The organism is Rhodococcus sp. KRD175 (assembly GCF_017168275.1).
Classification (GTDB): Bacteria; Actinomycetota; Actinomycetes; order Mycobacteriales; family Mycobacteriaceae; genus Rhodococcoides; species Rhodococcoides fascians.
Genome location: NZ_JABFAQ010000007.1, coordinates 487611 through 502120, shown reverse-complemented (window position 1 = coordinate 502120; position 14510 = coordinate 487611). Strand labels below are relative to the sequence as shown.

15 protein-coding genes and 1 tRNA gene are annotated in these 14510 nt (G+C 64.3%); 8 read left to right on the top strand and 8 right to left on the bottom strand.

Annotation, left to right across the window (positions count from 1 at the left end):
- Positions 1-75 precede the first annotated feature (75 nt).
- On the bottom strand, positions 76-714 hold the full coding sequence (locus J1M81_RS14580) for a TetR/AcrR family transcriptional regulator (RefSeq protein ID WP_080729227.1): 639 nt from the start codon (positions 712-714) through the stop codon (positions 76-78).
- A 358-nt stretch (positions 715-1072) separates the two neighbouring features.
- Between J1M81_RS14580 and J1M81_RS14575 the strand changes: the two genes are divergently transcribed.
- Together J1M81_RS14575 and J1M81_RS14570 are read left to right on the top strand one after the other, a co-directional pair.
- A complete protein-coding gene (locus J1M81_RS14575) occupies positions 1073-2353 on the top strand; it encodes a hypothetical protein (protein WP_206498241.1) in 1281 nt (426 codons plus the stop codon).
- Positions 2354-2427: 74 nt separating this feature from the next.
- A complete protein-coding gene (locus J1M81_RS14570) occupies positions 2428-3792 on the top strand; it encodes a dipeptidase (protein ID WP_206498240.1) in 1365 nt (454 codons plus the stop codon).
- Here J1M81_RS14570 and bcp read toward each other — a convergent pair.
- On the bottom strand, positions 3781-4254 hold the full coding sequence (bcp, locus tag J1M81_RS14565; RefSeq protein WP_206498239.1) for a thioredoxin-dependent thiol peroxidase: 474 nt from the start codon (positions 4252-4254) through the stop codon (positions 3781-3783). The two genes, J1M81_RS14570 and bcp, sit on opposite strands and share 12 nt — an antisense overlap.
- Before the next feature lie 78 nt (positions 4255-4332).
- Here bcp and J1M81_RS14560 point away from each other — a divergent pair, with 78 nt between their 5' ends.
- Positions 4333-4554 (top strand): DUF3618 domain-containing protein, encoded by a 222-nt coding sequence (locus J1M81_RS14560; protein WP_027497653.1) that lies wholly within the window; start codon positions 4333-4335, stop codon positions 4552-4554.
- Positions 4555-4646: 92 nt separating this feature from the next.
- Positions 4647-4720, top strand: a tRNA-Lys gene (locus J1M81_RS14555).
- Between the two features lie 442 nt (positions 4721-5162).
- On the opposite strand, the gene J1M81_RS14550 is transcribed toward J1M81_RS14555, so the two are convergent.
- On the bottom strand, positions 5163-5843 hold the full coding sequence (locus tag J1M81_RS14550) for a DedA family protein (RefSeq protein WP_283348251.1): 681 nt from the start codon (positions 5841-5843) through the stop codon (positions 5163-5165).
- Positions 5840-6640 (bottom strand): phosphatase PAP2 family protein, encoded by an 801-nt coding sequence (locus tag J1M81_RS14545; protein WP_206498238.1) that lies wholly within the window; start codon positions 6638-6640, stop codon positions 5840-5842. Before J1M81_RS14545 ends, J1M81_RS14550 begins: the two co-directional genes overlap by 4 nt.
- A 122-nt stretch (positions 6641-6762) precedes the next feature.
- Here J1M81_RS14545 and J1M81_RS14540 point away from each other — a divergent pair, with 122 nt between their 5' ends.
- Together J1M81_RS14540 and J1M81_RS14535 are read left to right on the top strand one after the other, a co-directional pair.
- On the top strand, positions 6763-7434 hold the full coding sequence (locus J1M81_RS14540) for a response regulator transcription factor (RefSeq protein ID WP_032379305.1): 672 nt from the start codon (positions 6763-6765) through the stop codon (positions 7432-7434).
- A gap of 5 nt (positions 7435-7439) precedes the next feature.
- On the top strand, positions 7440-8849 hold the full coding sequence (locus tag J1M81_RS14535) for a cell wall metabolism sensor histidine kinase WalK (protein ID WP_206498237.1): 1410 nt from the start codon (positions 7440-7442) through the stop codon (positions 8847-8849).
- A gap of 16 nt (positions 8850-8865) precedes the next feature.
- Here J1M81_RS14535 and J1M81_RS14530 read toward each other — a convergent pair whose 3' ends face one another.
- From J1M81_RS14530 to J1M81_RS14515, 4 genes are read right to left on the bottom strand one after another with little or no spacing between them, the layout of a single operon-like run.
- On the bottom strand, positions 8866-9105 hold the full coding sequence (locus J1M81_RS14530) for a ferredoxin (protein ID WP_206498266.1): 240 nt from the start codon (positions 9103-9105) through the stop codon (positions 8866-8868).
- Positions 9102-10313: an NADH-ubiquinone oxidoreductase-F iron-sulfur binding region domain-containing protein gene (locus tag J1M81_RS14525; RefSeq protein ID WP_206498236.1), complete on the bottom strand. Its 1212-nt coding sequence runs from the start codon at positions 10311-10313 to the stop codon at positions 9102-9104. Before J1M81_RS14525 ends, J1M81_RS14530 begins: the two co-directional genes overlap by 4 nt.
- On the bottom strand, positions 10310-10867 hold the full coding sequence (locus J1M81_RS14520) for a ferric reductase-like transmembrane domain-containing protein (RefSeq protein ID WP_032368256.1): 558 nt from the start codon (positions 10865-10867) through the stop codon (positions 10310-10312). Before J1M81_RS14520 ends, J1M81_RS14525 begins: the two co-directional genes overlap by 4 nt.
- A complete protein-coding gene (locus J1M81_RS14515; RefSeq protein ID WP_094631403.1) occupies positions 10867-11829 on the bottom strand; it encodes an FAD:protein FMN transferase in 963 nt (320 codons plus the stop codon). Before J1M81_RS14515 ends, J1M81_RS14520 begins: the two co-directional genes overlap by 1 nt.
- A 528-nt stretch (positions 11830-12357) precedes the next feature.
- Between J1M81_RS14515 and J1M81_RS14510 the strand changes: the two genes are divergently transcribed.
- Both J1M81_RS14510 and J1M81_RS14505 read left to right on the top strand, forming a co-directional pair.
- Positions 12358-13104 (top strand): ABC transporter permease, encoded by a 747-nt coding sequence (locus tag J1M81_RS14510; protein WP_032368253.1) that lies wholly within the window; start codon positions 12358-12360, stop codon positions 13102-13104.
- A gap of 81 nt (positions 13105-13185) precedes the next feature.
- Positions 13186-14436, top strand: a complete 1251-nt coding sequence (locus J1M81_RS14505; protein ID WP_032368483.1) for a hypothetical protein — start codon at positions 13186-13188, stop codon at positions 14434-14436.
- The last annotated feature ends 74 nt before the right edge of the window (positions 14437-14510 follow it).

The following is a 14510-nucleotide window of genomic DNA, read 5'->3' as shown; positions in this document are numbered from 1 at the left end:
TCCGCGCTGAACGACGACAAGGCCCGTCCGATCCACGAGATCGGGCGGGCCTTTCGTGTGGCTGAAGCGAGCGGGTCAGGCGTCGTCGGTGTTGACCGACCCACCGGAGCGCCTGCTCTCCTTCTCCGCGACGAGCAGATACGCCATCATGATTCGCTTGAGTTCGGCCACGGCATCTTCGTGGCTCTGGCCGTCCTGCACCGAGAAGTTCAGCATCGAGTAGACGATGTGTACCAACACCTGGGCCATCAGATTGCGACGATGCCGCGGTGTGCGCGGCGTCAACGGTCCGAGCATGCGTGAGACCTGATCGGCGAACTCGCGCTCGTGAATGACCCCGGTGGCGCGGGTGGACGGTGTCGACTGCATCGCGAGCCATACCTCGCGGCGCGACGGGTCCGTCATCCACATGCCGGCCATGTGGTCGACGAAATTGTTCAGGAACCGCACCCAGTCCAGGGACGGGACCTCGCCGTCGAACTCTGCCAATTCCTGTTGGACTCCCACGAGGTCCTGACGATTGAGTTCGCAGACGATGACGTACTTGTTGGCGAAGAACTGGTACAGCGTGCCGATCGGTAGCTCCGCCCGCGACGCGACTTCTTCACATGTGAACGACTCGAAGCCCACGTCGCTGAGCAGTTCACGCGACGCCTGAAGCAACGCGTCGAATTTGCGTTGGCTGCGTTCCTGCGTGGGACGGCGCCTCGGCATCAGCTCCTGAGTCTGCGCCGTCGACTCGAGCGCGGCGTCGAGACGGCGCGAGGACTGGGCACGAGCAGAGGATTCCACCCGGTCAGGCTATCCGTCGCGGGTGCACGGTATCCACTTCTGTCGTGCGGGTCGCATCGCCCACTCCGGATTCGGTCGTTCTTGTGGGGGACCGCTGTGTGTGTCGACAGCTGTCGGGCCGTCTCGCTGTGACAATCCCCAAGTTCAATATCAGCCAGCCAAACGGGCAACCGGTATGGTTATAGGCATTGAATCAATTTCCGTGCAGGGTGGCCGTCGTTCGTGTCCGTGGGACGACGTTCATGGTCGGGAGCCTCACCCCGAGCACAGGGAGACTGCAGTGGCAACAATCGGTACAGCGATCGAATCCGGCTCGATGCAGACGGTCCTGCTCGAGCCGACCTCGGGGGAGGTGCTCGCGCACTCCACCACCTCGCTCGACCCCGACGTGACCGCCGTTCTACCGCGCGCGATCTCGGATATGCGTGCCGAGGCAGCAACGCTGAACGTGTCGGTCGACGCCGTCGCCGTCGTGCATCGGTCCGAGTCCGAGCGCGCCGAACTCGCCACGGCAGTGACCGACGAGTCGACGGTGTTCGTCTCGGCATCCCAGTCGTTCCTGTCCTGGTTGGCCCGTACGAAGGACCTCGCCGACGCGAGCACGGTGCTGCTCTATTACATGGGCGAACGCGGCGTATCCATCTCTCTCGCCGACGCAGCCGATGCCACACTCACGCCCGCCAAGAATGCTGCCCTGGACTCGATGTCCCCCGAACGAATCGGCAGCACGATTCCCCTGGCATGGGAAGTGGTCGACGAATCCGGCAAGAAACCGCAGGCCGTGGCGCTGTTCGGAGACAGATCGAGCAACCGGGACTTGATCGACATTCTCTCCCTCGGTCTCGGTGTGCCCGTCGTGCGAGTGGGTGCCGCAGATCGAGTCGCCGCCTGCGGAGCGGCCTGGCTCGCATCGGTTTCGGTCGAGGATCAGGCCCTCGTGGTTACGGAGGCAGTCGACGAGTCCGAAGAGGCCGCAGGGCCGGAGACGATCCCTTCGGTGATGCTCACGGCTCCGGTGACAGCAACGGGCAGGTCGAGTTCAGTGACCGGCGGCCGCAAACTGATCTTCGCTGCGGTGCTGCTCGCCGGGGTGGCCTCGGCAGGTGTCGCCGTTGCGGCCACGCTGCCGAGTGACGGGGATGGCACCGCCGAACAGAGCGCCGACCGACGCGACGGCGGAACCGATTTGGCCGGCGCAACGCGATACGTCGATCCGACGACTATTGCGCCTGCACTGCCGGTCGACGCCCTGCCCAAGACGCTCCCGCCCACGGCGGATTCGGCCGTCGAGCCGACGACTACGCCGACTGGGACGACGCAGCAGTGGACTCCACAGCAAGAGACTCCTCAGCAGTGGACTTCGCCGTCCTGGGTACCGCCGGGCGCTGCGCCTGCAGGTACCCCGCAGCCCGCTGCGGCGACTGTGGATCCGCCGCAATTGACTGTGCCCACCGTCGTTCCCGAGCCGGGCAAGTCCCAGGAGCAACTCGAGCATGAAGCCTGGGATCGGCACTGGCAGCACACAGGTGAGTGGATCGCGCAGGAATTGGCTGGAGGCTGACGTGTCGCTTCGGTAGGTGCGAGCAAATGACAGACTGGCGAGAGCCCGTCTGTCATTTCTCGTTTGGAGGAACCATGCCGACCGATGTACGCCCCGCCGACATTCGATCCGCGATCGCGAAGTCGATGCCTCGCGCGAAATCGGAGCTGGCAGAACTGGTCCGGTTCCGATCTGTGCACGATCCTCGGCAGTTCCCGGTAGAAGAATGCGTCGGTGCAGCGCAGTGGGTGCAGCGGGCGTTCGTCGACGCCGGGATTCCCGACGTGCAGTTGATCGAGACCAGCGACGGCTCACTGGCTGTCGTCGGTTCGCGGCCGGCACCGGCGGGAGCACCGACCGTTCTGTTGTATTCGCACTACGACGTCCAGCCTCCCGGCGACAGAAGCTACTGGGACAGTGAGCCTTTCGAGCTGACCGAGCGTGACGGTCGGTGGTACGGCCGAGGCGCGGCCGACTGCAAGGGCAACATCTTGATGCATCTGCTGGCGCTGCGCGCGGTGGGGGAGTCGCTCGACGTCGGCGTGCGGATCGTCTGCGAGGGTTCTGAAGAGATGGGCACGGGCGGGCTCGAAGCACTCGTCGACGAGCGGCCAGAGTTGTTCGCTGCCGATGTCGTGGTGATCGGGGACACCGGCAACACTACGGTGGGTCTGCCGACGGTCACCACCACTCTTCGTGGGATAGCCAACGTCGTCGTACACGTGGAAACGCTTGCCGGAGAGGTGCATTCCGGAATGTACGGGGGACCGGCACCCGATGCGCTCGGCGCGCTGATCCAGGTGCTGGCGACTCTGCGCAACGAGCACGGTGACACCACGGTCGACGGTCTCGATGGCGCGCAGACCTGGGATGGGGTGCCGTACGACGCCGAGCAGTTCAAATCCGACGCCGGGGTGCTCGACGGAGTCGCTCTGGCGGGTTCGGGCACCGTGGCCGACGCGGTATGGGCGCGCCCAGCTCTGACCGTTCTCGGAATCGACTGCCCACCCGTCGTGGGCTCGGCCGCTGCCATCTCCCCTCGAGCCTCGGCACGGCTGAATTTGCGAGTTCCGCCAGGGATGGATCCGCAGCAGGCGCAGGACGCGTTGGTGGCGCATCTGGAGGCACGTACGCCGTGGAATGCGCGTGTCACCGTCGAGCGTGAGGCGATCGGTTCGCCGTTCCTGGCCAGAACAGACGGCCCGGGGTACGCGGCGTTGTCAGGTGCCTTGGAAGAGGCATTCGGACGTCCCATGGGGACGGCGGGGCAGGGCGGGTCCATTCCGTTGTGCAACGCGTTGGCGGAGGCGTTGCCGGACGCCGAGATCATGCTGATGGGCGTCGAAGAGCCCCGATGCCGGATCCACGCCCCGAACGAGAGCGTGGACCCGACGGAAATCGAGAAGATGGCCGTCGCCGAAGCATTGTTCCTGCAGCGGCTGGCCGGTTCAGACAGATAGGTCGCGGCGCAGTTTGGCGACGTGGCCGGTGGCGCGCACGTTGTACTGCGCCACCTCGATCTTGCCGGCCTCATCTACGAGGAACGTGGAGCGGATGACGCCCTCGTAGACCTTGCCGTAGTTCTTCTTCTCACCGAACGCACCCCAGGCCTGCAACGTCGTCTTCGCCTCGTCGGAGAGCAGGGGGAATGTCAGCTCCTCCTTGTCGCGGAACTTGGCGAGTTTGGCCGGCTTGTCGGGGGAGATGCCGACGACCTCGAGGCCTTCGCCGTTGAGCTCGGCGAGGCTGTCGCGGAAGTCGCAGGCCTGCTTGGTGCAGCCAGGGGTGCTCGCGGCGGGGTAGAAGTACACGATCACCTTCTTGCCGGCGTAGTCGGCGAGGGAGACGTCGTTGCCGTCGGCATCGGGCAGGGTGAACGCCGGAGCGGTGTCGCCCGGCTCGAGCTTGCTGTATTCGGTCACCGCACGAGAGTATCGAAATACCGCCGTGCTCTAGGCTCGAGTACGACCAAGACTATTTGCAGACAAGTTGGAGGACACGTGGCCAAGGACACCGACCGAATCGAGCGCGAGATCGAGGCCGCTCGCAATCAGCTGGCCAGCACGCTGGACGAGCTGAGCGTCCGTGCCAGCCCCAAGAACATCGTCGCCAACACCAAGCAGACGGTGGTGGCCAAGCTCAACGAGCCGGCCGTGAAGTTCACTCTGCTCGGAGTCGGCGCAGTGGTAGCAGTTCTCGTGGTTCGCAGGATCTTCAACTGACGCAACAGGTGCCTTGACCAGCCGATTTCACATCTGGCCGCATCTGCTGTTAATGTTTCTCCCGCACCGCAGAGAACACGCGGTGCGGATCGGCGCCATTAGCTCAGTTGGTTAGAGCAGCTGACTCTTAATCAGCGGGTCCGGGGTTCGAATCCCTGATGGCGCACAAGAATGACCCCTTGACCAGCGGAAATGCCGGTCAAGGGGTCATCTTTTTGCCTCGACGGATCAGGTCAACTCATCACTTTGCGGGCAAAGTGATGAGTGAATCTTGGTGTGATTTCCCAGGTCGCGTGCGATGTCGCGGCGGTGGTGATGACTCGAATCGCAAGACTGTGTGTCGTGGAGTCAAGTGAGTCGGTGCCGATGCTTCCATGCCTGTTACGTGCGCATCATGCTGATTTCCGGGTTTCGGATCGTCGTCGGGGCGCGGCCACAGCGTAAGGTCATCACTTACTCATCACTTTGGGCCACCGATGCCCGGCCATGGGCCGCACTTGCGGGCTTCGGTTTGCCGGTGTGGTCAGCGGATGGAGAGGACCGACCCAGCGACCGCGGGGGAGTTTTCGGCCTGCGTCGCCTCGAAGCGTGTTCGCTGCCAGCTTCGTTCAGTGCCGGGCGGCGGAACTGGTATCGGGGTCGGGGCGGTGCCCGTGCCGAGGTGTTGTTCTGCGTGCTCTGGAACGGGAGCGCAGGTAGTTGACGGCGATCGGGAGTATCGACAGGACGACAACCCCCATGAGGATGACCTCGATGTGGTTGCGCACGAACGGGATTCCGCCGAGTAGGTAGCCGAGCATCGGTACGCCGGCACCCCAGACGATCCCTCCGATGATGTTGTAGACGAGGAACGTTCGGTATCTCATGCCCGACGCCCCCGCCATGACGGGTGCGAGTGTCCGGACGACGGGAACGAACCTGGCGAGTACGACAGTGCGGGCACCGTAGGTGTCGAAGAACGACTGCGCGCGGGCAAGCTGCGCAGGGCCGAGCCGTTTGGCACCGGGTCGGTCGAAGACAGCAGGGCCGGCGGCGCGGCCGATCAAGTAGCCGCATTGATCGCCGAGTGTGGCGGCGATCGGTGCGGACACCAGGATCACCCACAATGGAACGAACGGATCGGCCTGCGCAACGAGCACTCCGGCGGTGAAGAGCAGAGAGTCGCCAGGGAGAAAGAACCCGATCAGAAGACCCGTCTCGACGAACAAGGCGACGAGCAGCCCGATCAACCCGAATGTCGCGACGAGCGTGCTCGGGTCGAGGACGCCGCCGGTCAATCCCGATGTCACAGCGAGATCCTGTTCATCAGCAGGCGAGGTGGCGCCGCATCGGTGGTGCCGCCGGAGTCGACACGATGCAGTGCGTAACCGCCGAGGGTGACTGCGCAGGCTGCGAGGAGCGCGCCGGCGACAACGTCGGTGAGCCAGTGGACGCCGAGATACATCCGTGTGCACGCAACGGCAACGACGATCGCGACGGCGATTCCGAGGAACAGTGTCCGTACCGCCCTCGATCGCCGCGTGCCTGCGAGGAGGGCGAGCATCAGTGACAGGGCGGCGGTCCCGGTGACGTGCCCTGACGGGAAGGAGAAATCGGTTTCGAGCATCAATTGGGTCGACTGCGGCGGCCGCTCGCGTCCGACGATCAGTTTCACGATCGTGCACAACATCGACGCCGAGGCGACGGTCGCCAGCATCACCAGTGCCGGGCCGTAGTGTGTGGTTCTCCACACGATAAGCACCGCAACCACGAGGCCCAACGCGGCGGTCTCGGCGGGTCCACCCGCTGTGGTGACGGCAAGGGCCAGATCATCGAGCGCGTGCGTTCGGTGATCGACGAACCAGGCCGCGACAGGCGCGTCGGACTTGGTCAGCCATCCGTTGCTGTGCACAGCGACGGATAGCACCACCACTGCGAACGCGAAGCCGAGCGTGCCGAGGATCGTCGCTCCGGCCCGGTCGGAGCGGATGCGGAGCATGATCCCGGTACCGAGGAGGCCAACTGCGATCACCAACCCGGCGATCTCGACGTCGGCGGTGGCGGCTTCGGTGAGCACTTCGGTGGCTGTTGCGTGAACGGCGGACATCGATGAGGAGAGGAGCACGCCGATCAGTGTGTAGAGCAGCTCCTGAAGAACCGCTGAGAGCGGCTCGTCGGTGCCTGAGTGGGTCTGTTGTACTTGCGTCACATATACGGACGGAGTTGTCGATGCGGGTTCTGGTGGTCGAGGACGAAGTGCGTCTGGCGGAGATGGTCCGCCGCGGTTTGGTAGCCGATGGGTTCACCGTGGAGGTCGAGCACGACGGTGACAACGGGTTCCACAGTGCCGCGAGCGGGGAGTTCGACGTTCTTGTTCTCGATATCATGCTGCCGGGCAGACATGGATACGACATCGTGCGGGATCTCCGCGCGCAGGGCGTGTGGACGCCGATTCTGATGCTCTCGGCCAAGGACGGTGAATACGATCTGGCCGACGCGTTCGATCTCGGCGCGGACGACTATCTGGTCAAACCGTTTTCCTTCGTGGTCTTGGTTGCTCGCCTACGCGCCCTGGTCCGACGGGGCGCTCCCGAACGCCCTTCCGTGCTCGCAGCCGGCGATCTCGAGTTGGATCCCGCACGTCACCGTGTCACCAGGGGCGGAACGGAACTGGCGCTGACCCCGCGTGAGTACAGCGTGCTCGAATTCCTGATGCGGCGCAGCGGCGTCGTGGTCACCAAGTCCGAGATCGTCCGGTCGGTGTGGGACGTCAACTACGACGGGGACGAGAACATCGTCGAGGTCTACATCGGGTATCTCCGGAAGAAGGTCGATCAGCCTTTCGGGCGCAAGAGCATCGAGACGATCCGCGGGGTCGGATACCGGCTGGCAGGAGACTGAGCGCCATGAGAGCTATCGGTACCTCCGTGGACCTTTTGCGGCCACGATCGTGGACGGTGCGGGTGCGATCCGCGGTCGCCTCGACCGTGGTCCTGGCCGTGTGCCTGATCGCGGCGGGTGGCGCATTGATCGGTATCCTCTACAGCTCACTCGAATCCTCCGCTCGCACGGCCGCTGACACCCGGGCCGTACAGGTCAGCGAGCAACTCGAGACCGATCGTCCCGCGCAAATCGACGAGTCGTCATTGGCAACAGACGGCCAGATCGGCATAGTGCAGGTCGTCGACGGGAGCGGGGCGGTAACGGCCTCCTCGCGGGCGGATGGCGGACGTCCATTGTCCACGGTCGAGGTCGCACCCTCGACCACTAGGGATCTCGGACGCATCGAACAGGCCGAAGACGGTGACTTCTGGGTCACAGCTCGCGGCGCGGAGACGGCGGCCGGGCCGGTGACGGTACTGGTCGGGGCCGACCGTGAGCCAGTGGAAAAAGTGGTGTCCACAGTCGCGATTCTGCTCGCCATCGTCGGTCCGGTAGTGGTCGCTTTGGTCGCGCTGGCGACATACCGTCTCGTCGGTGCGGCGTTGAGCCCCGTCGAACGCATACGCACCCGCGTCGCCTCGATCTCGAACAAAGATCTGGGAGAACGTATCCCGGTGCCACAATCCCGCGACGAGATCGCGCGACTCGCAGTGACGATGAATCGGATGCTCGAGCGGCTCCAGGCCGGACAACGCGCGCAACAACGATTCGTCAGCGATGCCTCCCACGAGCTTCGTAGCCCGCTGTCAACCATTACTGCCGCTCTCGAGCTCGCCGCAGCAAGGCCGGAGCTGATCGATGCCTCGCTGATCGACGAATCGTTGTTGCCCGAAGCGCGTCGGATGCGCCGGCTGATCGAAGACCTTCTCCTGCTTGCTCGTTCGGACGAGAAGCAATCACCGCTCGGCGCGGTCGACGTCGACCTCGACGATGTGCTGTACGAGGAAGGCAAACGGATCGACGCAATGACGGATCTGACTGTGGGAACGTCGATCGTTCCGGTCCGGGTAACCGGAGATCAACCCGCGTTGGCGAGAATGGTGCGCAACGTTGTCGACAATGCTGTTCGGCACGCCGTCACTCGAATCGAATTGTCCTGCACACCGTCCGGAGGGTCCGCTGTCATCGTGATCGATGACGACGGCCCGGGGATCCCCGAACAACAGCGTGAACGAGTCTTCGATCGGTTCGTACGGTTGGATGCATCCCGCACACGCGACGAAGGCGGTGCCGGTCTCGGATTGGCCATCGTCGCCGGCACCGCCGCCGCCCACACAGGCTCGGTGACGGTTTCCCGTTCCCCGCTCGGAGGAGCACGCTTCGAGATCAGAATTCCGACGCATCAGCCCAGCGGATCGAAGGAACTCACCTGATATCGCCGAGATGGCTCTACGGTCTCGTTCGGTCCGGTGAGTGCAACGCCAATGCCATCCGCGGACACAGGTCGACGGCCTTGAGCGCATTACCCAGAGATCTCGAGGGGACGGTCGGATCAGGAGTTGCAGACAGCGGATATCCCCACTCGTCGCGGGACAGGATCTCGGGGAGCAGTTCGGTGCACAGGCCCCGGCCGTCGCAGCGCGTCCAGTCGATGTGAAGCCTGGACTCTGAAGTTCTGTCGAGTTTCACCAGGTTCTCCGCAGTCGCGCTGTTGCCTCGCAGTGGCCGGTGCTGTGCATGCGCACGTCGTCGGCGAATGCGGTCAAGGCCGACAGGACGAGCCGTACGGTTCCGTCGGGATGGTGGCATGCACCGCGCCCGTCGACGAGTCCGGCATAGCGGCGGATCTCGTGGATCGTCTGTTCACCGGGACGGTGGTAGGCGAGGTCGGCGAATTCCGACGCCAGCCGGGGAAGCCCGTTCAGGCAGGGCCCGCATTGCCCAGCGCTTTCCCGTGCAAGGTAGTCGACTATGTCGGCCGTGGCACGAAGACCGCAGGTGTGGACTGCCAGCGCGTGTACCACCCCCGCTCCCGGACTAGCGCCTATCGCGGCGAGAGATTCTCTCGAGAGGCGTCGCCCTGCGAGGTCCGCTCGGTTGATCCAGGTTCCGTGATAACCGCCGACCAGCACGGCGCGAGTGTTGTCCATGTCCGCTCGTCCGATATCGCCGACAACCCACTCGAGTGGGCTTCCGATCGGTACCTCGACAACGCCGGGGTTGTTCACTGCGCCGGACAACGTCACGAGCATCGTTCCAGGTTCGCTCGTAGTTCCTGACGATCGGAACCAGTCGACGCCGAATCGCGCAACGGTGGCGACGTGCGCGAGAGTTTCGACATTGTGCACGAGAGTCGGACGTCCCTTCATTCCCGATTTCGAAGACGATGCCAGTGAGGACCGCGGAATCGGTGGCTTGCCCTCGACCGCCGCGATCAGAGCCGTCTTCTCCCCGGAGACGAAGCGTCCGGCGGACACGACGACGTGGACGTCGGTGCGATCCCAACCACTGTGTCGCCGTTCGGTGATGGCGCTGCGCAACCGGTCGGTATTCGGGGCCGGTACGACAAGGAATGCGTCGGTCGCACCCACTGCTTCCGCGGCGATCGCCAGGCCGTCGAGAACGAGGTGTGGTGAATCGGATAGTAGGACAGCGTCTTTGCTGCTCATCGGTTCCCCCTCGGATCCGTTCGCAATCACTACGGGTCGGCGACCGGTGATGGCGGCCATCTTCGCCCCGGTAGAAAAACCTGCGCCACCGCGCCCGGCCAGGCCGGAACGTGAGATAGCCGTGATGACCGAATCGTCGCCGGCAGGCACCGGCCCGAACGTGTGCGCATGTCGGTCGAGGTCGAACCCGGCACCGGACAAAATGTGAGTGAGGCTGGAGGTCGTCATTGCTGTGCTCCTGCTCTGGAGTGGTGGAATTCGAGAAAATCGTGGCGGAGCCGGAACGTCGTCGCTGCCGTCACCAGTACCGCGCACCCTGCAGCAATGGAAAGGAACCATGCGTGTCCGACGTCCGTTCCGTTCCCCAGGGCGTGAGCGAGGGCAATCGGCCACAAGGCATACGCCGACCAGTGAACGACCCGAAATGTTCTGTGCCCCAATCGGTGCCTCAGCAGAGCAGTGGCGACGACAACGATGATCAGATCTACGGCGAGGGTGCCGAGCCCGAGCCAGAACGGCCGGTAGCGCCCGAGAAACGGGACCACTGAGTCGACGACGTTCAGCTGTGCGTAGGGATCGAAAAGCAGTGCACCCACATGAATCACGATGAGCAGCGACCCCAGTAGAGATGTGTTCTTGTGGAGTTCCACGACGCCGAATCGTGGCAACGTAAGAATCGGTCGCCCCGATCGCGTCACCGTTCCCGATGCCATGGAGAGGGTGAGTATCAACAACGCCGCGATGCCGGTTCCCCGTCCGAGTGCCCACAGTGCTTGATCCATCAGTCCTCCTCGGTGTTCGGATGTCCACTGTGGGAACTCTTCTCGAGCCATCCGGGTGTCACTGTCGTGTCACCGTCGGCATCGATCATTCGCGCGGGAAGGCCGATGTCTCTCAACCATCGCACGGCGGCCGAACCTTTCACGACGGCGGCGGTACTGGCCGTGTTGGCCAGAAAACAGCTCTGTGCGGCGACAGTGACTGTGCGCCAGATTGGTTCGACGGGGACCAAGAGCTGCGGATCGAGGATGTGATGTGCAGTCTTTCCGCCTTTCGACCATCGCCTCCGCTGGGTGCTCGACGTGGCAACTCCGACGCCGGACCCGATGGTGACGTTCGTCGAAGGTTGGTTGTCACCGTCGGCCACTCGAATCTGCCATCCCGTGCTCGGCGGCGGACCGCTCGTCGAGATGTCACCTCCGATAGACACGAGAACTCCGCAGCCCAGTTCGGACGCGACGAGTGCGGCACAGCGGTCGGCTGCCAGCGCTTTCGCGGTCGCTCCCAGATCGAGAACAACACCCTCCGGAACCGTGAGCATGCCGTCGTGCAGGGTCACCATTGTCCAGTCGGCGCGGCGTACGACGGAGACGGTTGCGGAGTAACCCCCGGTGGGTGGTTCGAGCAGTGAGAAGTCCCTGTCGTAACCCAGGTCGATCATCGCTGAGCCGAGCGTCGGGTCCACTGCACCGTCGGTGATGTCGGCTGCGTGCAGCGACGCGAGCACGAGGTCGGCGAGTACGGCACTGACGGGGGCGGGTCGGACATGTGATCCCGTCAGGTTCATGATTTCGGAATCGGGCCGGAACCTGCTGCATGCGTGGTCGACCGCGTCGAGTTCGCTGCGCACCAGCGACTCCGCGGCCTCGAGCGACCTCGGGTCGGTCACGACAAGATGAACGTCGGTGCTCCACATCTGCCAGCGGGACTCGGCTATCGAGTTCTTCTCGGCGACGACAGTCATGAGCCGTGGGTCGTGCTGTGTGGTGTTCCGGATCCCGATGAGACGCGCGGCGAGGTACCGAACGGGTTCGGGGACGAGGTGGTCCCATTGTCCGACTGCGTTGTCGAAGTCGTTTCCGAGACGCTCGCTGCGTTGGCTGTATCGGTGTTCTGAGTATCGAGGAATGCCAGTGCCGAGGTTCCGATCACGACGGCGACCCCGACTCCTGCCACTGCCGCAGTAGCGATACGTGCTCTGCGGAAGCCGGATTCCGGTGTAATCATGTGAGGCCTTTCCGAGGTCTGCCCGCGTGGTCGAGGGGCTCGAGATCCAGAGTGTGGGAGCTTCCTGGGACGACGCTGTTCGTTCGCTGCAACTCGGGTGCGAACGTCCAGAGAACACCCTGCGTGACCACGTGTTGTTCGGCGTACGTCGACCGCTGGATGGACATGGCTTCATGGTGCCCACCGGCCGCTGAAGAAGCGCTGAGAGTGGTTCTGTCCTCGACCTGGTCTGAGACTGATGCAGGCCACGCCACATACTCGACCGGTGAGTTCTTCCTTGGCCCAGCCTGGTCTGCCGCTCGTGGTTCTCTGTTGCGTGATGGTGACGCTCGCTGGGGTCATCTATCGGGTCTCGTCGATCGGTCGAATGATCACCGCTCCGGCTGCTGCTCTGCGCGGCTTCGTTCAATTGGCGGCGATTTCGTTGATTCTCGCTGCGGCGCTCGAGCATCTGTGGTCGTCGTTGCTGGTGCTGCTGGTGATGTTCGGGGCTGCGGCGTTCACGTCGATTCGGCGTTCGGAGTCGGGGAGGTCCGGTATCTGGCTCGTGGTTCCCCTGGCGGTGGGTGTCGGGATCGTGGTCCCGTTGTGCTTGCTCACCGGTGTCGTTCCGGCGCAGGGCATCTCGATTGTTCCGGTCGGCGGAATCATCCTGGGCGGGACGATGACCGCAACATCACTGTCCGCGCGCCGCGCACTGGCCGCGTTGACCGACAGGCACGGAGAAGTGGAGGCGGCACTGAGCCTCGGAATGACCGAACGTGATGCGCGCGTGGAGGTGGTGCGGCCCACCGCGAACGACGCGCTGCTGCCGGGCCTGGATCAGACACGGACGGTGGGGTTGGTGACGTTGCCGGGTGCGTTCGTGGGCGTGTTGCTGGCCAGTGGTTCGGCCTTGCAGGCGGGGGCTGTACAGATTTTGGTGCTCGCCGGGTTGTTGCTTGCGCAGACCATCGCCGTCGCGCTGACCGTGGAACTGGTCGCGCGGGGATCGGTTCGCCGGGGGCCGTAGACGCGTGGTTCGGCGAGGTCGGCATCCACGGTGGGTGATCCTCAGCGGACCTTCAGCAACACGTGGGTACGGTCCCGGTTCATGAGCGATGTCACCGATTCCGAGCATCTGACGGTTCACCACCGGGCGCTGAGCAAGGTCCCCGAAATCACGGTCTGGTTCTGGGTCGTGAAGATCCTGTGCACCACAGTGGGGGAGAGTGTCGCGGACTGGGTGAACATGACCCTCGGTGTCGGACTGACCGCGACGGCGGGATTGTTCACCGCGATTCTCGTTGCGGTGCTTGCGGTTCAGATCTTGCTGTCGAAGTACGTGCCTGCCGTGTACTGGCTGACGGTGGTGGTGCTCAGTGTCACGGGAACGCTGTACACCGACATCCTCACCGACAGTCGCGGTGTTCCGTTGGCGGTGAGTATGTCGGTGTTCGCCGCGTTGTTGGCGGTGGTGTTCGGGGTGTGGTTCGTGCGGGAGCGGACCCTGTCGATTCACAGCATCGTCACTGTGCCCCGAGAGCTGTTCTACTGGTTGGCGATTCTGGTGACGTTCGCGCTCGGGACCGCGGCGGGCGATTGGACGCTGAGTATCACCGGGTGGGGCCCGGGCACGTCGGTACTTCTGCCCGCCGGCTTGATCGTGGCGGTCGTCGCCGGTTGGCGGCTCGGCGCGAACGCAGTGTTGGCGTTCTGGTTGGCCTATATCCTCACCCGTCCGCTGGGGGCGAATCTCGGTGACTGGTTCGCCCAACCGGCCACTGAGCACGGTCTCGGGCTGGGCACATTCGTCACCAGTGTGGTGTTCCTGGTCGCGATCCTGGCTACGGTGCTGTATCTGACGCGAACGAAACGAGACGTGATCGGGAACCACCGTGTCGAGCCCGAACCGGTCGCCACAGACGCGCGCCGTGAGCGCGCGATGCTGGTCTATTTCGCGGCAGTCGCGGTTGCCACGGCGGGGCTTCTGTCGTGGGCGTCTGCGCAGCCACATACAGCGCCGGTAAGTGAGGCGGAGGGTTCGGGGGCTGCGATCACCGATCTCGCGCCGGGGGAGGCGATCGCGAAGTTCCCGCCGCAGCAGGTCACCGAGCTCCGCGCGATCGTCGACGACACTGCCTGGGCAGTTCGGTCCGGTCAGCAGGACGAGGCGAAAACTGCTGCGAAGAAGCTCGAAACCACCTGGGACGACGATCAACCCGCGTTGCAGCCGCTCGACGCTGCGGGGTGGACAGCGCTCGACTCGCGTATCGACGTAGTGCTCACCGCAATCCGGTCGAGCACCCCCGACCCTGGCGCGGAGACCGCTGCACTGACGGACCTCGCCGCCGCCCTGCAGTGACGAGACCACTCGCTCTGGTGCTCAGGGCCGGTTGCCCGTCGACAGCGGCGGCGACGGACGTCGCAGGGTGAGTC